Origin of the sequence: Enterobacter sp. TCD1-1 (assembly GCF_020567405.1) — a bacterium.
In the GTDB taxonomy this organism is placed as follows: domain Bacteria; phylum Pseudomonadota; class Gammaproteobacteria; order Enterobacterales; family Enterobacteriaceae; genus Enterobacter; species Enterobacter quasiroggenkampii.
The window spans coordinates 913,769-940,488 of sequence record NZ_JAJCXF010000001.1; the positions used below are offsets into that span (position 1 = coordinate 913,769).

The 26,720-nt window shown below is 57.1% G+C and carries 29 protein-coding genes; 14 read left to right on the top strand and 15 right to left on the bottom strand.

The window, feature by feature from the left end; genetic code table 11:
* Positions 1-63: 63 nt before the first annotated feature.
* Both LJA86_RS04395 and LJA86_RS04400 read left to right on the top strand, forming a co-directional pair.
* Complete coding sequence (locus LJA86_RS04395) at positions 64-318, top strand: DUF333 domain-containing protein (protein ID WP_045910230.1); 255 nt, start codon at positions 64-66, stop codon at positions 316-318.
* An 80-nt stretch (positions 319-398) separates the two neighbouring features.
* Complete coding sequence (locus LJA86_RS04400; RefSeq protein WP_048027499.1) at positions 399-704, top strand: periplasmic protein; 306 nt, start codon at positions 399-401, stop codon at positions 702-704.
* On the opposite strand, the gene LJA86_RS04405 is transcribed toward LJA86_RS04400, so the two are convergent.
* Positions 705-1,049: a DUF488 domain-containing protein gene (locus LJA86_RS04405; protein ID WP_048027500.1), complete on the bottom strand. Its 345-nt coding sequence runs from the start codon at positions 1,047-1,049 to the stop codon at positions 705-707.
* A gap of 101 nt (positions 1,050-1,150) precedes the next feature.
* On the opposite strand from LJA86_RS04405, the gene LJA86_RS04410 reads away from it, so the two are divergent.
* The gene (locus LJA86_RS04410) at positions 1,151-1,858 is read left to right on the top strand and encodes a CTP synthase (RefSeq protein WP_229225693.1); all 708 of its coding nucleotides are present in this window, start codon (positions 1,151-1,153) and stop codon (positions 1,856-1,858) included.
* Between the two features lie 31 nt (positions 1,859-1,889).
* Here LJA86_RS04410 and LJA86_RS04415 read toward each other — a convergent pair whose 3' ends face one another.
* Entirely contained in the window at positions 1,890-3,077 is a 1,188-nt protein-coding gene (locus tag LJA86_RS04415; RefSeq protein ID WP_229225694.1) for a CynX/NimT family MFS transporter, read from the bottom strand.
* A 99-nt stretch (positions 3,078-3,176) separates the two neighbouring features.
* Between LJA86_RS04415 and LJA86_RS04420 the strand changes: the two genes are divergently transcribed.
* Positions 3,177-3,968 carry an AraC family transcriptional regulator gene (locus tag LJA86_RS04420; protein WP_045910235.1) on the top strand — a complete coding sequence of 264 codons (792 nt, stop codon included), beginning with the start codon at positions 3,177-3,179 and terminating at the stop codon, positions 3,966-3,968.
* Here LJA86_RS04420 and LJA86_RS04425 read toward each other — a convergent pair.
* A complete protein-coding gene (locus LJA86_RS04425; protein ID WP_008500737.1) occupies positions 3,952-4,398 on the bottom strand; it encodes a DUF441 domain-containing protein in 447 nt (148 codons plus the stop codon). The genes LJA86_RS04420 and LJA86_RS04425 overlap by 17 nt on opposite strands.
* A 145-nt stretch (positions 4,399-4,543) precedes the next feature.
* Between LJA86_RS04425 and yoaI the strand changes: the two genes are divergently transcribed.
* The gene (gene yoaI / locus LJA86_RS04430; protein ID WP_010430055.1) at positions 4,544-4,648 is read left to right on the top strand and encodes a small membrane protein YoaI; all 105 of its coding nucleotides are present in this window, start codon (positions 4,544-4,546) and stop codon (positions 4,646-4,648) included.
* 20 nt (positions 4,649-4,668) lie between these two features.
* Here yoaI and LJA86_RS04435 read toward each other — a convergent pair whose 3' ends face one another.
* From LJA86_RS04435 to yeaG, 3 genes are all read right to left on the bottom strand, one after another.
* Positions 4,669-5,169: a YbaK/prolyl-tRNA synthetase associated domain-containing protein gene (locus LJA86_RS04435; RefSeq protein ID WP_008500735.1), complete on the bottom strand. Its 501-nt coding sequence runs from the start codon at positions 5,167-5,169 to the stop codon at positions 4,669-4,671.
* Positions 5,170-5,268: 99 nt separating this feature from the next.
* Positions 5,269-6,552: a YeaH/YhbH family protein gene (locus LJA86_RS04440; RefSeq protein ID WP_032651499.1), complete on the bottom strand. Its 1,284-nt coding sequence runs from the start codon at positions 6,550-6,552 to the stop codon at positions 5,269-5,271.
* 74 nt (positions 6,553-6,626) lie between these two features.
* Positions 6,627-8,561, bottom strand: a complete 1,935-nt coding sequence (yeaG, locus tag LJA86_RS04445; RefSeq protein WP_008500713.1) for a protein kinase YeaG — start codon at positions 8,559-8,561, stop codon at positions 6,627-6,629.
* Between the two features lie 430 nt (positions 8,562-8,991).
* Here yeaG and LJA86_RS04450 point away from each other — a divergent pair, with 430 nt between their 5' ends.
* Positions 8,992-9,738, top strand: a complete 747-nt coding sequence (locus LJA86_RS04450; RefSeq protein WP_045910236.1) for a MipA/OmpV family protein — start codon at positions 8,992-8,994, stop codon at positions 9,736-9,738.
* Between the two features lie 78 nt (positions 9,739-9,816).
* On the opposite strand, the gene LJA86_RS04455 is transcribed toward LJA86_RS04450, so the two are convergent.
* Positions 9,817-10,701, bottom strand: a complete 885-nt coding sequence (locus LJA86_RS04455) for a D-hexose-6-phosphate mutarotase (protein ID WP_048027505.1) — start codon at positions 10,699-10,701, stop codon at positions 9,817-9,819.
* A 72-nt stretch (positions 10,702-10,773) separates the two neighbouring features.
* The gene (gapA, locus tag LJA86_RS04460) at positions 10,774-11,769 is read right to left on the bottom strand and encodes a glyceraldehyde-3-phosphate dehydrogenase (protein WP_014831506.1); all 996 of its coding nucleotides are present in this window, start codon (positions 11,767-11,769) and stop codon (positions 10,774-10,776) included.
* 341 nt (positions 11,770-12,110) lie between these two features.
* On the opposite strand from gapA, the gene msrB reads away from it, so the two are divergent.
* Both msrB and LJA86_RS04470 read left to right on the top strand, forming a co-directional pair.
* Entirely contained in the window at positions 12,111-12,524 is a 414-nt protein-coding gene (gene msrB / locus LJA86_RS04465; RefSeq protein ID WP_008500710.1) for a peptide-methionine (R)-S-oxide reductase MsrB, read from the top strand.
* Between the two features lie 41 nt (positions 12,525-12,565).
* Positions 12,566-12,838, top strand: a complete 273-nt coding sequence (locus tag LJA86_RS04470; protein ID WP_023327144.1) for a YeaC family protein — start codon at positions 12,566-12,568, stop codon at positions 12,836-12,838.
* 51 nt (positions 12,839-12,889) lie between these two features.
* Here the strand turns inward: LJA86_RS04470 and LJA86_RS04475 are convergent, their stop codons facing one another.
* The 4 genes from LJA86_RS04475 to sppA form a co-directional block, all read right to left on the bottom strand.
* Positions 12,890-14,143, bottom strand: coding sequence for a glycoside hydrolase family 18 protein (locus LJA86_RS04475; protein ID WP_229225695.1), 1,254 nt, complete (start codon positions 14,141-14,143; stop codon positions 12,890-12,892).
* Positions 14,144-14,363: 220 nt separating this feature from the next.
* Complete coding sequence (pncA, locus tag LJA86_RS04480; RefSeq protein ID WP_023327146.1) at positions 14,364-15,005, bottom strand: bifunctional nicotinamidase/pyrazinamidase; 642 nt, start codon at positions 15,003-15,005, stop codon at positions 14,364-14,366.
* Positions 15,006-15,014: 9 nt separating this feature from the next.
* Positions 15,015-16,031: an asparaginase gene (gene ansA / locus LJA86_RS04485; protein ID WP_008500705.1), complete on the bottom strand. Its 1,017-nt coding sequence runs from the start codon at positions 16,029-16,031 to the stop codon at positions 15,015-15,017.
* A gap of 63 nt (positions 16,032-16,094) precedes the next feature.
* Positions 16,095-17,951, bottom strand: a complete 1,857-nt coding sequence (gene sppA, locus LJA86_RS04490) for a signal peptide peptidase SppA (protein ID WP_045910239.1) — start codon at positions 17,949-17,951, stop codon at positions 16,095-16,097.
* 167 nt (positions 17,952-18,118) lie between these two features.
* Here sppA and LJA86_RS04495 point away from each other — a divergent pair, with 167 nt between their 5' ends.
* The 3 genes from LJA86_RS04495 (at position 18,119) to LJA86_RS04505 (ending at position 21,748) form a co-directional block, all read left to right on the top strand.
* Positions 18,119-18,670, top strand: a complete 552-nt coding sequence (locus LJA86_RS04495; protein ID WP_045910240.1) for an NAD(P)H nitroreductase — start codon at positions 18,119-18,121, stop codon at positions 18,668-18,670.
* 116 nt (positions 18,671-18,786) lie between these two features.
* The gene (gene selD, locus LJA86_RS04500; protein ID WP_063621402.1) at positions 18,787-19,830 is read left to right on the top strand and encodes a selenide, water dikinase SelD; all 1,044 of its coding nucleotides are present in this window, start codon (positions 18,787-18,789) and stop codon (positions 19,828-19,830) included.
* A gap of 4 nt (positions 19,831-19,834) precedes the next feature.
* Complete coding sequence (locus LJA86_RS04505; RefSeq protein ID WP_229225696.1) at positions 19,835-21,748, top strand: DNA topoisomerase III; 1,914 nt, start codon at positions 19,835-19,837, stop codon at positions 21,746-21,748.
* A gap of 116 nt (positions 21,749-21,864) precedes the next feature.
* On the opposite strand, the gene gdhA is transcribed toward LJA86_RS04505, so the two are convergent.
* Positions 21,865-23,208 (bottom strand): NADP-specific glutamate dehydrogenase, encoded by a 1,344-nt coding sequence (gdhA, locus tag LJA86_RS04510; RefSeq protein WP_229225697.1) that lies wholly within the window; start codon positions 23,206-23,208, stop codon positions 21,865-21,867.
* Positions 23,209-23,437: 229 nt separating this feature from the next.
* Here gdhA and LJA86_RS04515 point away from each other — a divergent pair, with 229 nt between their 5' ends.
* Positions 23,438-23,716 (top strand): DUF1496 domain-containing protein, encoded by a 279-nt coding sequence (locus tag LJA86_RS04515; protein WP_045910243.1) that lies wholly within the window; start codon positions 23,438-23,440, stop codon positions 23,714-23,716.
* Here the strand turns inward: LJA86_RS04515 and LJA86_RS04520 are convergent.
* Positions 23,673-24,092 carry a pyrimidine (deoxy)nucleoside triphosphate diphosphatase gene (locus tag LJA86_RS04520; protein WP_048222605.1) on the bottom strand — a complete coding sequence of 140 codons (420 nt, stop codon included), beginning with the start codon at positions 24,090-24,092 and terminating at the stop codon, positions 23,673-23,675. The two genes, LJA86_RS04515 and LJA86_RS04520, sit on opposite strands and share 44 nt — an antisense overlap.
* Positions 24,093-24,167: 75 nt before the next feature.
* Between LJA86_RS04520 and LJA86_RS04525 the strand changes: the two genes are divergently transcribed.
* Positions 24,168-24,737 carry a carboxymuconolactone decarboxylase family protein gene (locus LJA86_RS04525; RefSeq protein ID WP_229225698.1) on the top strand — a complete coding sequence of 190 codons (570 nt, stop codon included), beginning with the start codon at positions 24,168-24,170 and terminating at the stop codon, positions 24,735-24,737.
* Positions 24,730-25,347: a CDP-alcohol phosphatidyltransferase family protein gene (locus LJA86_RS04530; RefSeq protein ID WP_167212773.1), complete on the top strand. Its 618-nt coding sequence runs from the start codon at positions 24,730-24,732 to the stop codon at positions 25,345-25,347. The genes LJA86_RS04525 and LJA86_RS04530 overlap by 8 nt, the downstream gene beginning before the upstream one ends.
* Here LJA86_RS04530 and LJA86_RS04535 read toward each other — a convergent pair.
* Complete coding sequence (locus LJA86_RS04535; protein ID WP_229225699.1) at positions 25,344-26,651, bottom strand: rhodanese-like domain-containing protein; 1,308 nt, start codon at positions 26,649-26,651, stop codon at positions 25,344-25,346. The two genes, LJA86_RS04530 and LJA86_RS04535, sit on opposite strands and share 4 nt — an antisense overlap.
* Between the last annotated feature and the right edge of the window lie 69 nt (positions 26,652-26,720).

Consider the following 26,720-nt stretch of genomic DNA (forward strand, 5'->3'; position numbering starts at 1 on the left):
CATGGAGAACGCGGCGATGACCCGTTACCCTTAGGGTGTAATGATGTCAAAAGGATCAATGAGATGAGATTTCTGCTTCTGACGCTGGCGCTTCCCCTGGCCGCCTGCACCGCAAAAACCACGCCACCCGATGCGCCGAAACCGCCGCACGTTATCGGTATGGCGAACCCGGCCTCCGTCTACTGCCTGGAGAAAGGCGGGGAACAGATCCCGGTTCAAAGCCCGCAGGGCGTTCGCACCGAGTGCAAATTACCGGGCGGGGAAGTGATCGATGAATGGACGCTCTATCGTCGCGATCATCCGCAGCCCACCAGGTGACAGACGGATACCGCCTGCGATACACTTCTCTTTAGGATTAATCTTAGCCAGTTTCTGGCGTTTGTTTCCGCGAGAGAAGTATGTTTCAGCTAAAACCGGGCAGCATGGCGATGATCGTGGGTGCCCGCACGGCGTCAGGCCGTCGCAATATTGGTAAATCTGTTGAGCTGTTTGGCCTTTGCCAGCCTGGCCTACGTTTCGTTAACCCGGTCAACGGCGTGATGACGCAATTACCGGCCACCGCAGATCGCGCGCTTTGGCTGGTGACGGGTGATGTCTACGCCTTCGATAACCAGCACGGCTTTGCGTTTGTCCGCGCCGAACATCTGATGCCGCTCACCCCGGATGACGCACCGCAAATTCTGGATGAACTGACGATCGGCTGATCACAGATGGCGCAGCCAGTCGGCTAAGACCAGGGCGTGATTTTGCTCCGTGTTTTTGGCAGCAAAGAGCAGGGTGACGGTCTGCCTGCGCGCCAGCGTCGCCAGACGCGCGCCCTCGTCAGCCTGCTGCGCCAACTCTTCCCGATAGGCCTGACTGAAGGCGGTGAAATCAATCGTTTCGCTATGAAAGGCCTTGCGTAGTTCCGTTGAGGGCGCGAGCGCTTTACACCATTCGTCATACACAAGGTCCGTTTTCTTAACGCCGCGCGGCCACAGCCTGTCCACCAGTACCCGATAGCCGTCGTCAGAGCCTGCCTGTTCGTAGACCCGTTTGCACTGAATCATGATTTCACCCTCCCAATTTAAGGTATTGTGATAATTGCAAAAGATCGGTAGTCTGAGGTTCCTTATGTTATCTGATAATACTCTGGCATAAGGAACCTTTCATGGAACACCTCCCGGTTAAAACGACGCTGCGCATTGCGCTGGTTGGCGATTACAATCCCAATGTTATTGCGCATCAGGCGATCCCGCTGGCCATTGACGACGCCGCCGCAGTGCTTGACCTCACTGCCGATTACGACTGGCTGGCCACGACGGAGCTGACAAGCTCTGAAGATCTGGTGGGCTACGATGCCATCTGGCTGGTTCCTGCCAGCCCCTACAAAAACACCGAGGCCGCTTTTATTGCCGCGCGCTACGCCCGTGAAAACAGCATCCCGTTCCTGGGCACCTGCGGCGGGTTCCAGCATGCGCTGATTGAGTATGCCCGAAACGTGCTTGGCTGGGCTGATGCGGCACACGCTGAGACGGATACCGAAGGCACCATGGTGATTGCGCCGCTGACCTGCTCGCTGGTGGAAAAAACCGATGCGATTGAACTGCGCAGGAATACATTGATTGCCAAAGCGTACGGCAAGCCGGAAATTGAAGAGGGATATCACTGTAACTATGGCGTGTCTCCAGCGTTTGCACAGGCGCTGGAAAACGGAGATATGTATGTGACGGGCTGGGACGATCAGGGTGAAATCCGTGCCGCGGAACTGGTCACGCACCCGTTCTTCGTGATCACCTTATTCCAGCACGAGCGTGCTGCGCTGGAAGGACGTCCGGTCGTGCTGGTACAGGCGATGCTGCGCGCGGCGCGCGGATAAAAAAGGCAGACCCGAGGGTCTGCCACACTGTTTAACGGGGCGCGATCTCCCGGTCTCGCCCGGCTAAGATGCCGCAGAGGGCCATTATCACGGCGGCCAGCGCGCAGCCCAGAAGCGGGATCCGCCAGTCTCCCGCGCTATCGTGTATTTTCCCCATTAGCGGAGGGCCGCAGGCGGCGAGCAGATAGCCAATCGACTGCGCCATGCCGGACAACGCCGCCGCCTGGTGTGCAGTGCTGGCGCGCAGACCGATAAACGTCAGGCCGAGGATCATCGTTGCCCCTGTGCCAAAGCCAAACACCAGCGTCCACATCACCGCCATGCCTGGCATAAACCATAATCCCGCCGCGCTTATCGCGCACATCAGCGCCACCGCGCCCGCGATCGCCCGCTGGTCTTTCAGACGGTGGAGGATCAGCGGAACGGCGAGTCCCGGCACGGCCGTAGCCAACTGCAACAGACCGTGCACCGAGCCAGCCTGCGCTTCGCTGTAGCCGTGGCTCAGCAGTATCGCCGGCAGCCAGCCGATGATGACGTAGTAAATCAGCGAGTTAATCCCCAAAAAGAGCGTGACCTGCCAGGCGAGGGCCGAGCGCCAGATCGCGCGGTTATGCAGCGCGCCTGCGCCCGTTACCGTTGCGACGTGTTTCTGACGCCACTGCGGTAGCCAGAGCAGCAATGCGACCAGCGGAAACGCCATCAGCATCAGCAGCGCGCCATGCCAGCCCGTACTCCCTTGTGCCAGGGGAACGATCATCGCTGAGCCAAACGCTGCCGAAACGCCCATCGTCAGGGAATAGGCGCCGGTGAGCTTCGCCACCTGGCCTGGAAAATCACGCTTAATTAATCCGGGTAACAGCACGTTCCCGAGCGCAATACCACACCCGACGATCGCCGTTCCGGTGAAAAGCAAAGCGGCGGAGGGCAGCGAGCGAACGGCAATCCCGGCGCAAATCAGCAGCAGGGCGATAAACAGGCTGCGCTCCATGCCGATACGCCGGGCAACGCCTGCGGCGAGCGGCGAGACGAGGGCGAAAGCCAGCAGGGGCAGGGTGGTCAGCAGACCGGTTTGCGCCGTGCTTAAGCCATAATCAAGACGAATGGTATCAAGCAGCGGCGCTGCGCCGGTAAAGGTGACGCGAAGCGTAGTGGCAATCATCAGGATGCCTGCAATCAACAGCGCGCCGTGTTTTCCTGAGGTGCGAATAGCAGTAGTCATTATGTTCTCATACGTTCAAGCGAGCGCACACAATACCGATTTTCTCAGCGGTTGAAATCAGGCTAAAATGACAGTTTATCGCTAATATCGGACAAACTGATGATTGGTCTGGGACTGGAAGGCTACGATCCAGATAGCCAGCACGATGCGGCCGTCGCATTTCGCATTCAGGTGGTGGCGGAGGAACAGTATATTCCCCGGCATCATCACCGTAAGGGGCAGCTGATTCTGGCTCTCGGCGGCGCAATTACCTGCGAAGTGGAAAATGCGATGCTGATGGTGCCGCCTCAGTATGCCGTCTGGATCCCCGGCCAGATGCCGCACAGCAACAGGGCCACGCCGGGCGCGCAGCTCTGCTTTTTGTTTATTGAGCCGGGGGCCGTCAGCCTGCCCGAGCGCTGCTGTACCCTGAAAATCTCCCCTCTGGTGCGGGAGCTGATTTTATCGCTGGCGGAAAAATCACGTGAGCAGCTCTCTCTTGCGACCACGTCGCGCCTGGTGGACGTGCTGTTTGACGAGCTGCCGCTCCAGCGTCAGGAGCATCTGCAGCTGCCCGTGTCGCCCCATCCCAAAATCAGGCTGATGAGCGAGAAGATGGCGGAAGAGCCCGCCGCCTGGCAGACGCTAACGCAGTGGGCGAGCCACTTCGCCATGAGCGAGCGCAATCTGGCGCGGCTGGTGGTGAAAGAGACCGGCTTAAGCTTTCGCCGCTGGCGCCACCAGCTGCAGCTGATTGTGGCATTACAGCACCTGATCGGCGGGAAATCGGTACAGCAGGTGGCCCAGTCACTGGGCTATGACTCGACCACCGCGTTTATCACCATGTTCAGGAAGGGACTGGGCCAGACGCCGGCGCGTTATATGGCCAGCCTGACTACGACTTCCCAATAAACAGCGAGACAAGGCCAGCCGCAATCAGCGGGCCGACCGGCACGCCGCGAAAGAGCGCCACGCCCAGCACGGTGCCCACCAGCAGACCCGCCACCAGCGAGGGCTGGCTGCTCATCAGCGTGACGCCGCGACCGCCCAGCCACGACACAAAAATCCCCACCGCGATCGCCACCAGCGATTTCCAGTTTACAAACGAGTGCAGCAGCGTTGAGGCGGGAAGGGTGCCGCTGGCAATCGGCGCCATCACCCCAATGGTTAAGATGATAATCCCGATGGTGAGGCCTTGTTTTTCTATCCACGGGAAAAAGGTATTTAACGGGGTCACGCGCACAATAATCAGCACCAGAATCGAGATGGCGACGGTAGTGTTATGGCTGATAAAGCCGAGCGCGGCGAGTGCCAGAAGAATGAGCAGAGTAGGGTCAAACATAGGGAATCCTTGCCAGAAAAATTGTTCTGTTTACTGTACGCGCAAACGCGGCAGAGAACAGTGTTAAAAAGATTTTGTCGTTGTCATAACCTTGTCATTTACGCGGATTAAAACGAAAGCAGATATCACAAAAGGGGTCGCCATCATGAACGATCACATGTTTGTGGAAACGCTGATTATCTCCTCATCGTTTTTCGCTATTGCCGTTATTCTCGTTGCCTCCGTGCTGTTTCTGGAACGAAAAGGCTGACAGGGCGTCAGCCATCGCAGTTACGCTTTATGGAAGGTGACGAGCTCAGGACGGGCGATGCGCAGGTAATCCTGGGTATCCATAATCACGGATTTCTCCAGCAGGCCGGCGTTAAACGCGATTTCGTCAAAGCGCTCGAACAGCAGCGGGTCGGCAACCAGTGCCAGATCAGGATGAAAGCTAAAGGGCGGGATAGCGCCGAAAACGCAGGCGGTCAGGGCATCGACTTCGGCCGGGCTGGCGAGGGAGGCCTTTAGCCCGCCAAAATGGCTGGCAAGCTGGCTCAGGTCAGCCTGCAGGTCGGCGGCCAGGATCGCCAGAACGTGTTTTTTTACGCCGTTTCCCTTCACCTTGCAGACCAGGGCTTTGGCGCCTTGCCGCAGATCGGTTCCGCGAATTTCACTTACCGCTTCACATTTCCCGACCGCCTCATGCTCCATGACGCGAAAACGCGCGCCCTGCTCGGTAAGTAAGGTAATGAGCTGCTGGTGGGTTCCTGTTCCAATAACGTCGTCAGTCATAACGATTTTCCCGGTGATAATCCAGTATGCAGCTCTCTACATTAGCACGGGATGAACAGGGTCGAAAGAAAACAGCCAGCGGGTTCGCTGGCTGTGGGTTTATGCGTTGCTGGTAGCAGACTGCTTGTGGAACAGCTCCCTGAACACCGGATAAATGTCATCCTGGTCACGGATATGCTGCATGGCGAAATTATCGAACATTGCCTGCAGATGCTCATACTCCCGCCACAGGGTCTGGTGCGCGCGACGGGTGATTTCGATATAGCTGTAGTAACGCACGACCGGCAGAATTTTCTTCGCCAGGATCTCGTGACACAGCGGCGAGTCGTCGGCCCAGTTATCGCCATCCGACGCCTGCGCGGCATAAATATTCCACTGCGCCGGGTCGTAGCGCTCTTTGACCACTTCATCCATCAGCTTCAGCGCGCTCGAGACGATGGTGCCCCCGGTCTCCTGCGAGTAGAAGAACTCATGTTCATCCACCTCCTTCGCCTGGGTGTGGTGGCGGATATAGACTACCTCCACGTTCTTATAGGTTCTGCTCAGGAACAGATAGAGCAGGATATAAAAACGCTTCGCCATATCTTTGGTGGCCTGATCCATCGAGCCGGACACGTCCATCAGACAGAACATCACCGCCTGGCTGGAGGGCTCAGGGCGTTTTTCGTAGTTCTTGTAGCGCAGGTCGAAGGTGTCGATAAACGGTACCCGTTCGATCTTCGCCCTCAGCTCTGCAATCTCTTTACGCAGGCGCTCCTCTTCCAGCAGTTGCGCCGGTTCCGTGTTTTCCACCACCTTCAGGCTACTCTCCAGCTCGCGCAGTTCGCGACGTTTGCCTGCCGTCATGGCCGTGCGTCGCGCCAGCGAATTCTGCAACGAACGCACGACGCTGATGTTGGCGGGCACGCCGTTGGCGGTATAACCCGCGCGGTGGGTTTTATATTCATTAAGCTGACGATGCTGATTCTTTTTCAGATTCGGCAGCGCCAGGTCTTCGAACAGCAGGTCGAGATATTCATCTTTCGAAATCTGGAAGACAAATTCGTCCTGACCTTCACCGTCCTGGCTGGCCTGTCCCTGACCGCTTCCTGAACCACCGCCGCCGCCCTGAGGGCGCTCAATTCTGTCGTTCTGAACGAAGTGGTCATTACCTGGGTGTACGCGATGGCGCAGGCCGCCTCGCCCCTGATGAAACATCGGTTCGCTGATGTCATCGGTGGGGATGGAGACAGACTCGCCGCTGTCGACGTCGGTCACCGAGCGTTTGTTGATGGCCTCGGAGATAGACTGTTTAATTTGCGCTTTATAACGACGCAAGAAGCGCTGGCGGTTTACCGTGCTCTTGTTTTTGCCGTTAAGACGCCGGTCAATAAACCAGGTCATATACCCCCCGTACTGCATTTGCCAACTTGCATTTTGTAGGCCCGGCAGGCGCTAACCGCCGCCGGGCACTTGTTTTAAGACGATTTACGCACGCGCAGGTACCATTCGCAGAGCAGGCGGACCTGTTTGCGGGTGTAGCCTTTTTCCATCATACGGTCGACAAAATCGTCGTGTTTTTTCTGTTCATCGGTTGAGGTTTTGGCGTTAAACGAGATCACCGGCAGCAGCTCTTCGGTATTGGAGAACATTTTCTTCTCAATGACCGTGCGCAGTTTCTCGTAGCTGGTCCAGTTCGGATTGCGCCCGTTGTTATGCGCTCTGGCGCGCAGGACGAAGTTCACAATCTCATTACGGAAGTCTTTCGGGTTGCTGATCCCGGCAGGCTTCTCGATTTTTTCCAGCTCCGCGTTCAGGGATTCACGGTCAAACAACTGGCCGGTATCCGGGTCGCGGTACTCCTGATCCTGGATCCAGAAGTCAGCGTAGGTGACATAACGGTCGAAAATGTTCTGCCCGTACTCTGAATAGGACTCCAGGTAGGCCGTCTGGATCTCTTTGCCAATGAACTCGGCGTATTTCGGGATCAGGTAACCTTTCAGGAACTCAAGGTAGCGTTCAGCCTGCTCCTGCGGGAACTGTTCGCGTTCAATTTGCTGCTCCAGCACATAGAACAGATGAACCGGGTTGGCCGCCACTTCCGCATGGTCGAAGTTAAAGACGCGGGAGAGGATCTTAAACGCGAAGCGCGTGGACAGACCGTTCATCCCTTCATCAACCCCGGCGTAGTCGCGGTATTCCTGATACGATTTCGCTTTCGGATCGGTATCCTTCAGGCTCTCACCGTCATACACGCGCATTTTCGAATAGATGCTGGAGTTTTCCGGCTCTTTCAGGCGCGAAAGGATGGAGAAGCGTGACAGCGTTTCCAGGGTGCCTGGTGCGCACGGCGCATGCACCAGCTCACTGTGGTTAAGCAGTTTCTCGTAAATTTTGATCTCTTCGGAGATCCGCAGGCAGTAAGGCACCTTGACGATGTACACGCGGTCAAGGAAGGCCTCATTGTTTTTGTTATTACGGAAAGTCACCCATTCAGATTCGTTCGAGTGGGCAAGAATGATCCCGTTAAACGGCAGGGCAGAGATACCTTCCGTCCCGTTGTAGTTTCCTTCCTGAGTCGCCGTCAGCAGCGGATGCAGCACCTTGATGGGCGCTTTAAACATCTCGACGAATTCCATAATCCCCTGGTTAGCCCGGCACAGCGCGCCCGAGTAGCCGTAGGCATCCGGGTCGTTTTGCGCGAAGTTTTCCAGCTTACGGATGTCGACCTTACCGACCAGCGCCGAAATATCCTGGTTATTCTCATCACCGGGTTCCGTTTTGGCGATGGCGATCTGTTCCAGGATCGACGGCCAGACTTTCACCACGCGGAATTTGGTGATGTCGCCACCAAACTCGTGCAGGCGTTTGGCCGCCCACGGGGACATGATGGTGCCGAGGTAGCGACGCGGGATGCCGTACTCTTTATCCAGAATCTGCGCATCTTCCTGCGGATTGAACAAGCACAGCGGATGGTCATTCACCGGGCTGCGCTCGCCGTTGGCGCTCAGCACATAGATAGGCACACGCTGCATCAGCGACTTCAGGCGTTCCGCCAGCGAGGATTTACCGCCGCCCACGGGGCCGAGTAAATAGAGGATCTGTTTCTTCTCTTCCAGACCCTGAGCGGCATGCTTCAGGTAGGAGACAATCTGTTCGATGGCATCTTCCATACCATAGAACTCTTCAAACGCCGGGTATCGGGCGACCACCCGATTCGAAAAGAGACGGGAAAGCCGGGGTTCCAGGGCAGTGTCAACCATGTTTGGCTCACCAATAGCCATTAATAGCCGTTCTGCCGCATTGGCATAGGCACTGCGATCTTGCCGACAGATGGTAAGAAACTCCTGCAGTGTGAACTCTTCGTCCTTGGCAGCTTCATAGCGCTGGCGATAGTGATCGAATATATTCATGGCATGCCGTCCTTTCGTTTTTTAGCACAGGATAAGAGCCGTTCGTATGAGTAGTGGAGGCTCCCGGAAGAGAATCTCTCGCACCTCACTGCCAGAGCAGCAACCTGTGTGCCAGGTCAGACGCTAAGAACCGCAGGTGTTCAGGAAAACTCTTCTTAAATTAAAGCGTAGATGGCATTTGCAAAACTTGCATGCCCATAAAATCTACTTTCAATGACATATCAATAACTCATCCAAAAATTTCCACTCTGGTAATAAGGCAAAAGCACGTTTTTCATTCAGTGGTCATGTAAATGAAAGCAGGTTGTCATCTGATAAGTTAAAAATAATGGGTTAATCGGACTGATTAGCAGGCAAAAAATTTTGGGATGTACGGGAATGGCGGTTACACTTCACCCGCTGATTATTTGACTACAGGAAAGAATGGATTGTGACCAAACTCAAACTTCTGGCATTAGGCATCCTTGCCGCGACCGCAGTAAGCACCGCACAGGCGGAAAGTCAGTGGACGGTTGGCGCGGGTGTTGGCGTCATTAACAGCCCGTACAAACAGTATGACCGTGATGTTTACCCTGTTCCCGTTATCACCTATGAAGGGGATAACGTCTGGTTCCGTGGGCTCGGCGGCGGCTACTATCTGTGGAATGATACGGCCGATAAGCTCTCCATCATGGCCTACTACGATCCGACGCACTTCAAGCCGGGTGACAGCGACAGCCACGCGCTTCGCCAGCTCGACAAGCGTAAAAGCTCAATGATGGCCGGCCTCTCTTATGTGCATAACACCCAGTATGGCTTCCTGCGTACAGCCCTGGCAGGCGATACGCTGGATAACAGCAACGGTTTTATCTGGGACCTGGCGTGGTTGTACCGCTATACCAACGGTGCTTTGACTCTGACCCCGGGGATTGGTGTGCAGTACAACAGCGAGAACTACAACGACTACTATTATGGCGTCTCTAAAAACGAGTCCCGTCGTAGCGGTCTGAAGAGTTACAGCGCAGATGACGGCTGGGATCCGTACCTGGAGCTGACCGCGAGCTATAACTTCCTCGGCGACTGGAGCGTGTACGGTACTGGCCGTTATGAGCGTCTGAGCGATGAAGTGAAGGATAGCCCGATGGTCGATAAGTCCTGGGCAGGCATCTTCTCTGTCGGTGTGACCTACAAGTTCTGATTGTGCACTCAAAGTGTGCAATTGATGCATTAAAACGGGGCGCATGCGCCCCGTTTGCTTTAGTGTGGTGCAGCGAGATTATCGCTTAACAATGCGGATCGTCTGCCCTAAACGAGATGGCTTTTCTTCACTCGCTTTCTGCGGGGTGGTCACGCAGGCGGTTTCCACGCAGACGAACGTTTTATAACCGTCGTCAGGCACGTCGGCCATGCTGACAGACAGCGCCGGACCCGGGTTCCAGCCCACCACGTTGCTATGGTGGTGATGTACCACCTCGATGCCGCGGTTCAGGGCACCGTCGTGGATCATGCTGCATGCTTCCGGATGCAGATAGACGCGGTCGGTACGGTCAGGAAACGCCTGAACGCCGTCACTCAGCTTCCCTTCTTTGGCGTTATCGACTTTGTCGATAAAGGTATCGCCAAGGCCGCTCACCTTCACTGCGCTGATGTCACCCACGTTGAAATAGGTGTGCAGGGCGGAGGTGGTTTCAAACTCGCCATGGGCTTCCAGTTCGATTTCACAGGTTTTACCCAGCTTAAAGCGGGCGTACAGGGTGAAATCATGCGGCCAGAGGGCGCGAGTTTCATCGTTAGCCTGCAGCTCAAAGGTCAGCACGGCGCCGTTGTCGTCTTCGTTATGCGCTTTCAGAGTCCACTGCTGGTTACGGGCAAAACCGTGAGAAGGCAAACCCGGCTGTGCGGACGGGCCGAACCACGGCCAGCAGATCGGTACGCCGCCGCGAATCGCCGCCCCTTTTTTGAAAGAGGTCGCATCGCTCAGCCACAATCCCTCTGCTTCACCTTCGGGTTTCCAGGAGAGCAGGTGGGCGCCGTTCAGCGCCACGGAGGCCTTAACGCGTGGATGGTCAACGACGATAACGTCAGCACCGTCAATCTGGCGGCGGGAGAGCACAGGGGTAAGTTGTTCGACTACCGGAAGTGCAAAAATTTTATTAATCATTAAGCAATCCTCTGTCTTATAAATAAAAAAGGCGACCGAAGTCGCCTTTTTGGATCAAACACTCATCTCAACTTATTTGGAGATGTGAGCGATCAGGTCCAGTACTTTGTTAGAGTAGCCGGTTTCGTTGTCGTACCAGGATACCAGTTTAACGAAGTTGTCGTTCAGTGCGATACCTGCTTTAGCATCAAACACGGAAGTGCACACTTCGCCGTTGAAATCGGTAGAAACAACGTCGTCTTCGGTGTAGCCCAGAACGCCTTTCATTGCGCCTTCGGAAGCAGCTTTGATTGCTTTCTTAATTTCTTCATAAGAAGCAGCTTTTTCCAGACGAACGGTCAGGTCAACAACGGATACGTTAGGAGTTGGAACGCGGAACGCCATACCAGTCAGTTTGCCATTCAGTTCTGGCAGTACTTTACCTACAGCTTTAGCCGCACCGGTAGAGGATGGGATGATGTTCTGAGCCGCGCCACGGCCGCCGCGCCAGTCTTTGTGAGACGGGCCATCAACGGTTTTCTGAGTAGCGGTGGTTGCGTGAACGGTAGTCATCAGACCTTCGATGATGCCGAAGTTGTCGTTGATAACTTTAGCCAGCGGTGCCAGGCAGTTGGTGGTGCAGGATGCGTTAGACACGATATCCTGGCCAGCGTAAGTTTCGAAGTTTGCACCACGAACGAACATTGGGGTGTTGTCTTTGGAAGGACCAGTCAGAACAACTTTCTTCGCACCCGCAGTGATGTGTTTACGTGCAGTTTCGTCGGTCAGGAAGATACCGGTTGCTTCAGCAACAACGTCAACACCAATTTCGTTCCATTTCAGGTTAGCTGGGTCTTTCTCAGCAGTAACGCGGATGGTTTTGCCATTTACAACCAGGTGGCCGTCTTTCACTTCAACGGTGCCGTCGAAACGACCGTGAGTTGAGTCGTACTTCAGCATGTACGCCATGTATTCAGCGTCCAGGAGATCGTTGATACCAACGATTTCGATGTCAGAACGTTTCTGAGCAGCACGGAAAACAATACGGCCGATACGGCCAAAACCGTTGATACCTACTTTGATAGTCATATATTCCACCAGCTATTTGTTAGTGAATAAAAGGTTGCCTGTAAAATTACAAAAACCTTACGCAGCGTCAAGCGGAATCGTGTCAATCATTGCGACAAATCAATCCTGTGACTAACGTTTGTGCGACTGACTCGCCTCACTTTCCCTTTGAGCTTGCAACCACATGGGGGCTGCGCCCGGAATTTTAAAGTCCTCGCAGGATAAAAATGTGAAAGTGATCACAATTGCCTGACCGCCTTTTCGCGACACATAAGTTTAGATCAAAAGTGCACGCAAGGGTGTTAATGTTTTGTTAGAATGCGGGGTAAAAGATGTCTGTTTCTACAGCGAGATGTAAGCATATGTCGAACCAACGTAACCCTGACGATTTGAAAAAAAACCTCACAGAAATGCAGTTTTACGTGACGCAGAACCACGGAACGGAACCCCCGTTCACCGGGCGTTTACTGCACAACAAGCGGGACGGTGTCTACCACTGCCTGGTCTGTGATGCCCCGCTGTTTAATTCACAAACGAAATTTGATTCGGGCTGCGGCTGGCCGAGCTTTTACGAGCCGGTGAGCGATGAGGCTATCCGCTATCTGACCGACTCGTCGCACGGCATGGTGCGCACGGAAATTCGCTGTGGCAACTGCGATGCGCACCTTGGACACGTGTTCCCGGATGGCCCTCAGCCAACGGGCGAGCGTTTCTGCGTGAATTCAGCCTCAATGAGCTTCACCGATGATGAGAATGGCGACCAGATCAAGGGTTGAAAAAACGATTCAGCAAATTATTCCTTCGAAAGGGCGGGATTGTGAATATTGAAGACATGATTAGCGGTATGACGCCGGAAATTTATCAGCGTCTGGTCACCGCCGTAGAGCTGGGAAAATGGCCCGATGGCGTCGCGCTGACCCCGGAGCAGAAAGAGAACAGCCTGCAGCTGGTGATGCTGTGGCAGGCGCGCAACAACACCGACGCGCAGCACATGACGATCGACACCCGTGGCCAGATGGTGATGAAGAGCAAGCGTGAGCTGAAAGAGGACTTCGGTATCACGCCGAAGCCGATTGCGACTTTCAAATAAGGCTCTCCCTGTAGGCCGGGTAAGCGTGAGCGCCACCCGGCACACTACACCTTAGTGTGGGATCCCAAGCGACGCCGCCAGCTGCTTCGCTAACTGGTTTTCGTCATCCGCGCCGTACTCCCAGAACATCGCTCCGGCGAGCCCTTTCTCTTTGATGTAGTCCGCTTTGATCGCCACAGATCGCGGGTTTTCATACGAAATCGCAAACAGCGCGCTGCCATCGGCACCTTTCACCGAGAGCCACGGCACCTTTGCCTGGTCGTCCCAGTGTTCAGTAAAGCGTTTCTGCGGATCGTTCAGCAGCTTTTTGACGATATCGTTGTACTTCACGTAGGTATCTTTGGTCAGGTCATAGCCGAGTGATTTGAATAACCCAATCTCCTGCGGCCCGAAGTAGGGCTGAGTGGCCGGATTTTTTTGCGCATCGGGTTTCGTCCAGTCAATGCCCGGCTCCACGGCGCGTTTCGGTACGCGGCCATAGAAACCAATCCCGAGATTCATCTGCTGCGGCTTGAGTCCGGCGGCCAGATAGTTGTTCACCACAAAATCAACGCTGTATTTGTCCGCGGCGGCCACCGTCGGCCAGGTGCTGGAGTCATACAGGTTGGCATTGAAGTACTGCGTACCGTACGCCATGTCGTAGGTCATCAGGTTGATGTAGTCGAGCAGGGGCGCAATGGCTTTCACATCCACCCAGCTTTTCGGACTTTCCGCATTCGCGCCTACCGCAATGGTCACCAGCTTTTTATGCCCGAACGCGTCGCGCATCTCCTTCAGCAGGGCGGTAAAGTTATCCCGGTCGGCGGGCTGGCTTGCCACCAGCCCCCAGGCGCCGTTGACCGGATACTCCCAGTCGAGATCGATCCCGTCCAGACCATATTTTTCGACAATCTCCTGTGCGGAGCGGATGAACACCGCGCGGCTCTCTTGGGTTGCCGCTGCGCCAGAGAAGCCACGCGCGCCCCAGCCGCCGACGGAGAGCAGGACCTTAAGATTTGGGTTTTGCTTACGCAGAGTGGGGATTAAGGCCAGATCGGACGCCACTTTTGGCGATAGCCAGATTTGATGCAGCTTCGCCGGATCTTTCAGCGCGGCGTTGGTTTCGTCTTTTTCGTCGTTATAGACCAGACCAAACGAGTAGTTCAGGTGGGTGATCTGGCGAACGTCCAGTATATTGATATCGCCACCCGGTCCGGCGGTGACATCGCCACCCCCGTTAAAGTAGCCCACGGACATCAGGGAACTGGCGGAGGCAACTGACGCGCAAAGCAAGGGTAATGCTGCCAGCAAGGGCAAACGTTTCATACAAGTTCCTCTTTGACTTAATAAAATTAACCACGCCACGGAAAAGGCGTGGCGAAAAAACAGCCTAAAGAGAATAGCATTGCCGCTTCGCTGAGGCTGCGAGGGAGTTCACTTTATGGGAGATCGGAGGGGGTTTGCCGGGTGGCGCTGACGCTTACCCGGCCTACAAAACCAAAGAAGTAGGCCGGGTAAGGCGCAGCCGCCACCCGGCTTAAAAGGCCTAAGCCTGCGTTTCCAGCCAGTCTTCGAGCGTATACAGCGTCGCGCCTTCCGCAGCCATATCCATAAACGCCTGGGCGCTGTCCTGCGGGTGAATGTTCACCCCGCGGCAGCCGTCGGTGATGACGCTGACGGTGTAGCCTAACTGAAGCGCGTCCAGCACGGTGAACTTCACGCAATAGTCCGTTGCCAGCCCCAGCACAATCAGCTCCGTGATTTCGTGGTGACGTAACCACGCATCAAGAGCGGTTTTCTGACGATGCCCGTTATCAAAAAACGCGCTATAGCTGTCGATAGCCGGGTTTTCGCCTTTGTGGAACACCGCATCGATGGCCTTTTGATTCAGGAGCGGATGCAGCGCCGCACCTTCCGTCTGCTGTACGCAGTGATCCGGCCAGAAAGTTTGCGCCAGCCCGTCGAGTTCACCCTGGGTGAAGGGCTCGACATTGTGCTGGCTGGCAAAGCTGCCGTGATTTGCCGGGTGCCAGTCCTGGCTTGCGACAACTGCTTCACCGCGGGCTTTGCACCAGTCAATCAGCGTGTTGGCCACGTCAACGGTGCTGTCACCTTCGGCGACGGCCAGCGCACCGCCCGCGCAGAAATCATTTTGCAAATCGACCAGGAGCAGGGCGCGTTGCTTCATGAGACCTCCTTATTCGTCAGGCGTCAGTTCGCCGCGCAGGTTTTGCATCATCGCGCTGCGAATGGACTGAATGTCCAGATCCTGACTCAGTAAATAGTGAAGTTTAGTCAGCGTTGCCTCAACGGTCATATCGAAACCGCTGATCACCCCCGCATGCGCCAGCGCGTTGCCAGTGGCATAGCCGCCCATATTCACTTTACCGGACATGCACTGGGTCAGGTTCACCACCACAATTCCACGCTCGCTGGCTTCCTGAAGCTCTTTCAGGAATTCACCGTTCTGCGGCGCATTGCCCACGCCGTAGGAGCGCAGGATCAGCGCCTTCACCGGCTGGCGCAGGAAGTTACGCACCACGTCCGCAGAGATACCCGGATAGATGGTGACCACGCCAATCGGTTGCGGAGTAATCGGATGAACAATCAGCTCGCCCGCGGTGTTCGGCGCAGGAGGGGTTCCCAGACGACGGATATGAATACCGGCCTCCAGCAGCGGCTGCAGGTTAGGTGAGGCAAAGGCGTCAAAGCCGTCGGCGTGGGCTTTGGTGGTGCGGTTACCGCGATACAGACGATTGTTAAAGAACAACGACACTTCGTTAATCGGGTAATTCGCCGCCACGTACAGGGAGTTCAGCAGGTTGATCTGCCCGTCGGAGCGCAGCTCCGCCAGCGGGATTTGCGACCCGGTGACGATAACCGGCTTGCTCAGGTTCTCCAGCATGAAGGAGAGCGCCGAGGCGGTAAACGCCATGGTGTCGGTACCGTGCAGGATCACGAAGCCGTCGTACTGGTCGTAATGGGCTTTAATGTCATCCGCGATGTGCTGCCAGTCTTCCGGCGTCATGTCGGAGGAGTCCATCAGCGGCTCGTATTCGTGGATGGTAAAGTCAGGCATTTCCGGACGGTGGAATTCGGGCATCAGCGCAAGCTGACGCTGCAGGTGGCCGGAGACGGGGATATAGCCATTTTCGGAGCGCTGCATACCGATGGTACCGCCAGTGTAGGCTACATAAATCGATTTCTTCTGCATGGTAGTGAGTTCTTGTTCTTCAAAAGAAAAAAATCCCCTCTTCGCGGGAAGAGGGGACGGTTTTTAACGGACGTTCGCGCAGGTCAGGCAAAACGCGTAACGACTCTGTGGATCGTTAAAGGCCGCAAGCTTATCGCTTTCCGCCTTCATCGCTTTTGCCGCCGTGGCGACCGGCGCAGGCAGGTAAGCCTGCAGCGCCTCCGGCAGCATGGCGCGTACCGAGCCGGACATGCTGTCCATGACCATATCGAAGAACGACGGTTCGTCCTGGTAATACTCGATATGCCACTGCTTCAGCTTCGCCAGTTCGGCGGCTTTCTTCACCGCGTCATCGAAGTCACCCAGGCTGTCCACCAGTCCGTTGCTCTTCGCATCCTGACCGGTCCAGACGTGGCCCTGTGCAATCTGGTCGATCTGCTCAGGCGTCTTTTTACGCGAGTCTGCGACCAGGGTGATAAAGCGTTTATAGCCGTTCTCAATGCTGAGCTGCATCATCTCAGAGACTTCCGGCGGCAGGGATTTGGTCACCGAGACATCCGCCAGCGGAGAAGTCGCTACGCCGTCGGTATGCACGCCCAGAGAATCCAGGCTGTTCTCTACGGTGTTGATCACCCCGAAGATACCAATCGAGCCGGTCAGCGTGCTTGGGTTAGCCACGATGTAGTTGGCTGGCGTGGAGATCCAGTAACCTCCGGAGGCGGCCATTCCGCCCATTGAGACGACGACCGGCTTACCGGCGGCGCGCGCCGCGGCCAGTTCAGCGCGGATCACTTCGGAGGCGCTGACGCTACCGCCAGGGCTGTTGACCCGCAGGACAATCGCCTTCACTTTCGGATCCAGGCGCGCATCGCGGATTTGTGACGCGGTAGTATCGCCGCCCACGTTCCCCGGGGTCTCCTGACCGTCCATAATCGCACCGTTAGCAAAGACCACCGCGACGCTGTCACCGTTCTCATCCGGTTTCTTCGTCGAGTAATCATACATGCTGATGGCACTGTAATTTTTGTCCTCTTTGCTCCAGCCAAACTGTTTGCTCAGGGATTTTTCAATCTCGGCGCTGGTGCCCAGGGCATCAACCAGTTTGTTATCGAGCGCATATTTCGCGGTATCGCCGTCAACCTTACGCAGGCCTGCCAGCACGCCCTGCGCGCCAGGGAACACCTGTTCAGGCGTAATCTGACGGTTCGCGGCAACGGTGCCCAGATAGTTCTGCCACAGCTCACCAATCCAGCGGCTGTCCGCTTCGCGGGCGGCAGGGGACATATCGTCGCGGATAAACGGCTCCACGGCAGATTTGTACGTACCGACGCGGAAGACGTGGGTGGTGACCTTCAGCTTATCGAGCAGCGATTTGTAGTACAGGCCGTTGGTGGCAAAGCCGTGCAGATCGACCGTACCCTGTGGGGAGAGCCAGATCTTATTGGCGAAGCTCGCCAGATAATATTGTCCCTGGCTGTAGCTGTCGCCCACGGCAATCACCGGCTTGCCGCTGTCGCGGAATTCGCGCAGCGCTTTACCGATGTACTGCATAGACGGCTGATCGCCGCCGGCAAAATCTTTCAGATCCAGCACGATGCCGGTGATGTTGCGGTCATCTTTGGCCTGACGGATGGCATCGACGATATCGAACAGGGAATTTTCCTGCAGACGGTCTGAAGTGGCGCCAAACAGCTGACGGCTGATTACGCCCAGACGGTTGCTGGCTGACGGTTTATCAACGATTACGCCGGTGATATCAAGTAACAAGGCCCCGCGAGTCGAATGCTGCGCCTGATTCGCGTTGCTGATGTGCATCCAGATACCCGCGCAAACCAGAACCAGCAGGATGAAGAAGATGTTCATCACCAGGTTGCGGACGAAGTTGAGCAGTCGCCACGTCCATTTAAAGAAACCGGCAATAATTCGCCAAAGGGTTCGCATGTATTCTCCCTAACCAGAAAATGACTGTTTCCGTCGCCACTGGACGGTAATGTTGGGTTATCGTAATGACCCAACCGCCACTTGTCAGCAGGAATCGCCTGCCAGGCTGTAACAAAATCTGCCGTCGTGTTAATTTTATGAGTAAATTTCAAGAAAGGAGTTAACCAATGGACGCACTCGAACTGCTTGTTAACCGCCGTAGCGCTTCCCGTCTGGCCGAACCTGCCCCGGCAGGCGAGCAGCTGGAGAACATTCTGCGGGCCGGCATGCGTGCCCCCGATCATGGCACACTGCAGCCGTGGCACTTCTTTGTAATTGAAGGCGAAGGACGCGATCGTTTCAGCCAGCTGCTGGAGCAGGGGGCGCTGGCCGCAGGGCAGGATGAGAAGGGGATCGACAAGGCGCGTAATGCCCCGTTCCGCGCCCCGATGATCATCGCCGTCGTGGCAAAATGTCAGGCGGGCCATAAGGTGCCGGTCTGGGAGCAGGAAATGTCCGCGGGCTGTGCGGTGATGGCGATGCAAATGGCCGCCGTCGCGCAAGGCTTCAACGGTATCTGGCGCACCGGTGCGCTGACCGAAAGCCCGGCGGTCCGTGACGGTTTTGGCTGCGGTGAGCATGACAAAATTGTCGGTTTCCTCTACCTCGGCACCCCGCAGCTTAAAGCCTCCAGCACCATCAGCGTGCCGGACACCACGCCTTTCGTCAGCCGCTTCTGATAACGCACGCTAAACTGTCTGGATTCTGAGCATCTGCCGCAGAATTCAGACAGTCATACTTACCTCTTTATGGAATGAGCGCTACCATAGCGCGATTGAGATGACAGGAGACGTCCATGAGCGAGCAAACCATTCGTTTAACGCAGTACAGCCACGGAGCCGGTTGCGGTTGTAAAATTTCCCCGAAAGTGCTGGAGACCATCCTTCACAGTGAACAGGCGAAGTTTGTCGACCCGAACCTGCTTGTCGGCAATGAAACGCGCGACGATGCTGCAGTTTATGACTTAGGTAACGGCACCAGCATTATCAGTACCACCGACTTCTTTATGCCGATTGTCGACAATCCGTTCGATTTCGGGCGCATTGCGGCCACCAACGCCATCAGTGATATCTTTGCCATGGGCGGTAAGCCGATTATGGCGATCGCCATTCTGGGCTGGCCGATCAACACCATCCCGCCGGAAGTGGCTCGTGAAGTGATTGATGGCGGCCGTTTCGCCTGCCAGCAGGCAGGAATTGCGCTGGCCGGTGGTCACTCTATCGATGCGCCGGAGCCTATCTTCGGCCTGGCCGTCACCGGTGTGGTGCCGACCGAACGCGTGAAGCGCAACAGCACCGCGCAGGCGGGCTGCAAGCTGTTCCTCACCAAGCCGCTGGGCATTGGCGTGCTGACCACCGCCGAGAAAAAGTCCCTGCTGAAACCGGAGCACAAAGGGCTGGCAACCGACGTCATGTGCCAGATGAACCTCGCCGGTGCGGCGTTCGCCAATATCGACGGCGTGAAGGCGATGACCGACGTGACCGGTTTTGGTCTGCTGGGGCACCTCTCCGAAGTGTGTCAGGGCGCGGGCGTGCAGGCGCAGGTCTGGTATCAGGACGTGCCGAAGCTGCCGGGCGTGGAGGAGTACATAGCTCAGGGCGCCGTTCCGGGCGGTACCCAGCGTAACTTCGCCAGCTATGGTCACCTGATGGGCGAAATGCCAGAAGAATGGCGCAACCTGCTGTGCGATCCGCAAACCTCCGGCGGCCTGCTGCTGGCGGTGACGCCGGACTCCGAAGCCGAGGTCCAGGCCACGGCCGCCGAATTCGGCATTACCCTGACGGCGATCGGCGAGCTGGTAACCGCGCGCGGTGGCCGACCGATGATTGAGATCCGTTAATTCGATGCGGTTGTTTATTGCCGAAAAGCCGAGCCTGGCCCGTGCCATTGCCGATGTGCTGCCTAAGCCGCATCGCAAAGGCGACGGCTTTATCGAATGCGGTAACGGGCAGGTGGTCACCTGGTGTATCGGTCACCTGCTTGAGCAGGCGCAGCCGGATGTCTATGACAGCCGCTACGCCCGCTGGAATTTGAACGATCTGCCCATCGTGCCGGAAAAATGGCGCCTGCAGCCCCGGCCTTCAGTCACCAAACAGCTCAACGTGATCAAGCGCTTCCTGCATGAAGCCGAAGAAATCGTGCACGCGGGTGACCCGGACAGGGAAGGGCAGCTGCTGGTGGATGAGGTGCTGGACTATCTGGAGCTGGCGCCGGAAAAGCGCCAGCAGGTGCAGCGCTGTCTGATCAACGACCTCAACCCACAGGCGGTCGAGCGAGCCATTTCGCGCCTGCGCGCCAACAGCGAGTTTATTCCGCTGTGCGTCTCGGCGCTCGCGCGTGCCCGCGCCGACTGGCTGTACGGTATCAACATGACCCGCGCCTACACCATCCTCGGGCGCAACGCGGGCTATCAGGGCGTGCTCTCCGTGGGGCGCGTGCAGACGCCGGTGCTGGGGCTGGTCGTGCGTCGTGACGAAGAGATTGAGAACTTCGTCGCTAAAGATTTCTTTGAGGTGAAAGCGCATATCGTCACGCCTAAAGACGAGCGCTTCACCGCCGTCTGGCAGCCGAGCGATGCCTGCGAGTCGTATCAGGATGAAGAGGGGCGTTTGCTGCACCGCCCGCTGGCGGATCATGTGGTTAACCGCATTACCGGACAGCCGGCTATCGTTACCAGCTATAACGATAAACGGGAATCAGAACCCGCGCCGCTGCCGTTCTCGCTGTCGGCCCTGCAGATCGAGGCCGCGAAGCGCTTCGGCCTCAGCGCGCAGAACGTGCTGGACATCTGCCAGAAGCTCTATGAAACCCACAAGCTAATCACCTATCCGCGTTCAGATAGCCGCTATCTGCCGGAAGAGCATTTTGCCGGTCGTCATTCGGTGATGAACGCCATTAGCGTGCATGCGCCGGATCTGCTGCCGCAGCCGGTGGTGAACCCGGACACCCATAACCGCTGCTGGGACGACAAAAAGGTGGACGCCCACCACGCGATTATCCCGACGGCGCGCGCCAGCAACGTCAATCTGACCGACAACGAAGCAAAGGTCTATAACCTGATCGCCCGCCAGTACCTGATGCAGTTCTGCCCGGACGCGGTGTTCCGCAAATGCGTGATCGAACTGGAAATCGCGAAAGGGAAATTCATTGCGAAAGCCCGTTTCCTTGCTGAAGCAGGCTGGCGCACGCTGCTGGGGAATAAAGAGCGTGATGAGGAGAACGACGGCACGCCGCTGCCGGTCGTTGCTAAAAATGACGAACTGCTTTGCGAGAAAGGCGAAGTGGTGGAACGTCAGACCCAGCCGCCGCGCCATTTTACCGATGCGACGCTGCTGTCCGCGATGACCGGCATCGCCCGGTTCGTGCAGGATAAAGATCTGAAGAAGATCCTGCGCGCCACCGACGGTCTGGGTACGGAGGCAACCCGCGCGGGGATCATCGAGCTGCTCTTTAAGCGCGGTTTTCTTGAGAAAAAGGGGCGCTATATCCATTCGACCGAGCCGGGCCGCGCGCTGATTCACTCCCTGCCTGAGCTGGCCGCCAGGCCGGACATGACCGCGCACTGGGAGTCGGTGCTGACGCAGATCAGCGAGAAGCAGTGTCGCTATCAGGACTTTATGCAGCCGCTGGTGGGGACGCTTTACCAGCTGATCGATCAGGCGCGCAGCACGCCGGTGAAGCGCTTCAGAGGGATGGTTGCACCAGGCGCGGGTGCGAAGAAACCGTTTAAAAAGAAAAAGAGCGCGGCCGCCTCTTAATCCGTAGGCCGGGTAAGGCAAAGCCGCCACCCGGCGAAAGACAGCTCTGCGGCTTGAAAAAAGCCCGGTGGCGGCTACGCCTTACCGGGCCTACAGGGCGAGAACGCAGCGAAAACTTAAATCACACCCTGCCCAATCATCGCATCCGCTACCTTCACGAACCCGGCGATATTCGCCCCGCGCACGTAGTTGGTTTGCGATGCTTCACCGCCGTACTCCACGCACGCATGGTGAATATCCAACATGATATGGTGCAGGCGCGCGTCCACTTTTTCCGCCTTCCAGCCAAGACGCGCGGCGTTTTGCGCCATCTCGAGGCCGGAGGTTGCGACGCCGCCCGCGTTGGCGGCCTTGCCCGGTGCAAACAGCACGCCTGCCTCCAGGAACAGGTCCGTCGCGTCGATCGTGGTCGGCATGTTTGCCCCTTCGGCGACCGCTTTTACACCATTGCTAATTAACGTGCGCGCGGCTTCAGCATCCAGCTCGTTCTGCGTGGCGCACGGCAGGGCGATATCCACCGGCACGCCCCACGGCTGTTTACCTTCGAGGTAGGTCAGGCCAAACTCCCGGGCGTAATCCGCTACGCGTCCATCGCGGCTGGCTTTGATTTCACACAGGCGCGCCAGCTTCTCTGCCGTGAAGCCCGCTTCATCCACCACCGTTCCGCTGGAATCAGAGGCGGTCACTACGCGAGCGCCAAACTGCATCGCTTTCTCAATTGCGTACTGCGCCACGTTACCGGAGCCGGACACCGCGACGCGCATACCTTCGAAACCTAAGCCGTGGCGCTTGAGCATGGCTTCGGTGAAGTAAACCAGGCCGTACCCGGTCGCTTCCGGGCGGATCAGGCTCCCGCCAAACGACAACCCTTTGCCGGTAAAGACGCAGGCGCTGTTGTTGGAGAGCTTTTTCATCATCCCGGCCATAAAGCCCACTTCACGTCCGCCCACGCCGATATCACCGGCAGGCACGTCGGTGTCAGGACCAAGATGGCGATAGAGTTCGGTTATCAGCGCCTGGCAGAAACGCATCACTTCGCCTTCGCTTTTGCCTTTCGGGTCGAAATCGCTGCCGCCTTTCCCGCCGCCCATGGGCAGCGTGGTCAGCGCGTTTTTAAAGGTCTGCTCGAAGCCGAGGAATTTCAGAATCGACAGGTTCACGGACGGATGGAAACGCATGCCGCCCTTAAACGGACCGATGGCCGAGTTAAACTGTACGCGCCACGCGCGGTTAACCTGCACCTGGTTGCGATCGTCCACCCACGTCACGCGGAACTGGATCACGCGCTCTGGCTCGACAAGGCGTTCAAGCAAAGACATCTGGCGATAGCGCGGGTTTTGTTCAAGGAAGGGCCACAGGGTGGTCATCACTTCACGCACGGCCTGGGCGAACTCGCTCTGGTGCGGGTCGCGCTGCTGAACATGGGCAAGGAAACTTTCCAGAGAGCGTGTCTGATCCATAGATATAAGAACCTCTTATAATAATGTTTGTATATGACTTATGCGTTTTGTGTTGTTTTTTTGACTATACCACCCGTACTGCTTTGTCTGGCAAGCAGAAATTCAGGGCGAAAGGGAAATTAATGAAATGAGCTACGTCATAACTAAAAGCGATGACGAGATATATTAAAGGTTCCGCGCTGGTTTACCGTTATAGTCATTATCAAGGGAACAACAGGAAGATGTGTCTATGAACCGTTATCTACTGACCGCGTTATGTGTGATTTTTACCGCAGGTGCGCAGGCTGACCGCATTCGCCCGGACGTGGAAGTGAATGTGCCGCCGGAAGTGTTTAGCTCCAGCGGCCAGAATCAAACGGTGCAGCCCTGTAATCAGTGCTGCATCTATCAGAATCAGAACTACTCGGAAGGGGCCGTGGTGAAAGCGGAGGGCGTTCTGCTGCAGTGCCAGCGCGACGAGCGCGTTATTGGCACGAACCCGCTGGTCTGGCGTCGCGTAAAACAATAAACGCTTCCAGAAGGGGAATATCCGCGGGGGCTAAGGCGTAGCCGAACGCCTCTTCCGGCGTACACCACGCCAGCGCGCTGTGGTAGTGCGCCGTGAGCTCGCCGCTAAACGCAGGAACGTGCCAGGCGTGCAGGTTGATTAAGCGCTGCGAGACTTCGCGCTGGTGGCTGGCCACGTATTGCGCAGGGCGTGCTTCAATACCTAACTCTTCACGCAGCTCGCGGATAAGCGCCTCGGGCTGGGTTTCTCCCGCCTCGACTTTGCCGCCTGCAAATTCCCACATGCCCGGCTGGTCGGCGTGGGCAGGGCGCTGTGCCAGTAAAATTTTGTCGTCTTTTTCGATGATGGCGGCAACGACATCGAGTGTTTTCAGCATGGTCGTCAATAATTGATAGCAAAAAAAGACATATTATCGTGCCCTTTCTCAGAGTCCAGCTATCAGGAGAATCAGGTGAAAGAGACTACCGCCTGGGTTGCCCCTATCGAATCCCTTCCCGCCAGCCTTAAACCCATTGCCGTGATGCAGAAAAAACATTTTGGCGCCGTGCTGAATCCCACGCGCTGGTGGGGGCGCATGCCGCGTCTGTTCTGGCTGGTGGCGCTGTTCGTCGGTTTTCTGGAGCGTCGTCGCGCGCGCCTGACGCCCGTGCTTCGTTCGCTGCTCATGACGCGGGTGTCCCAGCTCTGCCACTGCGCTTTCTGTATTGATGCCAACAGCCTGCGGCTGGCCGAGCGCTGCGGGGCGCTGGATAAGGTGCAGGCCGTGAGCGACTGGCAGGGTTCCGCCTTGTTCACGGATCAGGAGCGCGCGGCGCTGGCCTACGCCGAGGCGGTGACCGCCACGCCGCCCCGGGCGGATGAGGCCATCAGAGCGGCGCTGAAGCGTCACTTTACGGATGACGCTATCACCGAGATGACGGCGCTCATTGCCTTTCAGAATCTCTCTGCCCGCTTTAACGCCGCGCTGGATATTCCGGCGCAGGGGCTGTGCGCCACCTTTAACGAGACGCCTCATGCTTGATCGCCACCTTCATCCGCGGATAAAACCGGCGCTGAATCGTCTGGTCTCCGTGCTGGACCGACCGGGAATAACGCCCGACGGATTAACCCTGACCGGGTTTGCCATCGGCGTGCTGGCGCTGCCGTTTCTGGCCCTTGGCTGGTATCCGGCGGCGCTGGTCGTCATCGTGCTGAACCGCCTGCTGGACGGTCTGGATGGGGCGCTGGCGCGCCGCAGAGGGCTGACCGATGCGGGGGGATTTCTCGATATTGCGCTCGATTTTCTGTTCTACGCCCTGGTGCCGTTTGGCTTTGCGCTGGCAGCACCCGTTGAGAATGCGCTGGCCGCGGCCTGGCTGTTGTTTGCGTTTATCGGGACCGGCAGCAGTTTTCTGGCGTTTGCGGCGCTGGCCGCGAAGCACGACATCGACAACCCCGGCTATGCGCACAAGTCGTTTTATTACATCGGCGGGTTAACGGAAGGGACGGAGACCCTCGCGCTGTTTGTGCTGTGCTGCCTCTTTCCGGCGCACTTTACGCTCTTCGCGTGGGTATTTGGCGCGCTGTGCTGGCTGACCACCACAACGCGCATCTGGAGCGGCTACGTGACGCTGAAGTCACTTAACCCTTAGAGCGCGCTTTCAGGCCCGCGTTCACCGGTCGTCACCGGGTTCTGCGGGTGACTGCTCCATTCGTACCAGCCGCCGTCATAGACGGCGATATTCTTCCAGCCCATCGCCCGGGCGTACATAAAGGTTTCAGACGCCCGCCAGCCGGTGCCGCAGTAAAACGCAACGTGCTGTTCCGGCAGAATATTCCAGCGCTTCCACTGAGCGGCGATGTCGTCAGCGCTGCGCATGGTGCCATCCGGGTTATGGAAATCCTCCATATGGGTAGCATCGCTGCCCGCGTGGCCCCAGCGGGCACCGGCAATTTCACCTTTTGGCTTGATGTAGCTGTAGCCGCTGGTTTCGCCGATGAACTCCGGCCACGAGCGGATGCTGACCAGGGAGGCATCCTGACGGTGCAGCATGCCGCGCGCTTGTTCCATATCCACCATCAGCTGCGGCTGACCGGGGATCGGCGCGCCAAAATCGGGGGCTGGCGTTACTTTACCTGGCGTGCCGCGCTCAACCGGCAGGCCTGCATCTGACCACGCCTTCCAGCCGCCGTCGAGAATACGCACATCCTTCACGCCCGCATACAGCATAATCTGCGCCACGCGCGCGGCGGCGTAGACGTCGCGGCCATACAAGATGATAGTGGTGTCGTGACGGATCCCGTGCTTCGCCAGCATCGCTTTCAGCTTGTCGTCGGAGACTTTATTCCACAACGGTTCGCTTTCCACCTCGTTGGTGTCGATATAGCCCGCGCCGGGAATGTGGTTCAGCAGGTAAAACTTCGGCGCGCCCCAGGCGGCTTCGATCACTTTCCAGTCGCCCGCCGGTGCGGCAGTCACGGGTTTACCCTGCTGGAGCCGGTGGATCCACTGTGGGTAAACCAGCTGTTCAAAGTGGGGCAGACGCTGAAGGCGGTCTGGGGTCTGCAGTGCGTCACTGAGCAGCGAAACGTGGCGGTATCCGGCTTTCTCCAGGCGGGCTTTCACCGCCTGGTTATCGTTCTCGTCGCCGTACAGCGCGATGGCCGTCGCAGGGGTAAGCTGATGCTGTTTGGCCCACAGCGCAATCTGCTCGTCGCTCATGGCGCTAAGCCAGGCGGCAGCAAGGTTGAGTGCGGTGGGTTCATGCCCGGAGGGGCCGCTAAGCGTCTGCGGCCAGCCGTTATAGAAGGCGCTGGCGCGTGTGTCGACAGGCGTGCCGTGCTGTGCCTGAAGCTGAGACAGCGTGATGGCGTTGGGCATATCAGCCGCCAGCGAGGAAAAAGAAGCGAGGCCGCAGAGCAGGGCCAGCGCGGTCAGTTGAGAAACACGTTTCATCGAATAACCTGACGTCAGTAAAAGAGGGGGGCATTGTCGTCTCTCCCGAATCGGAAAACATTGCGTTAG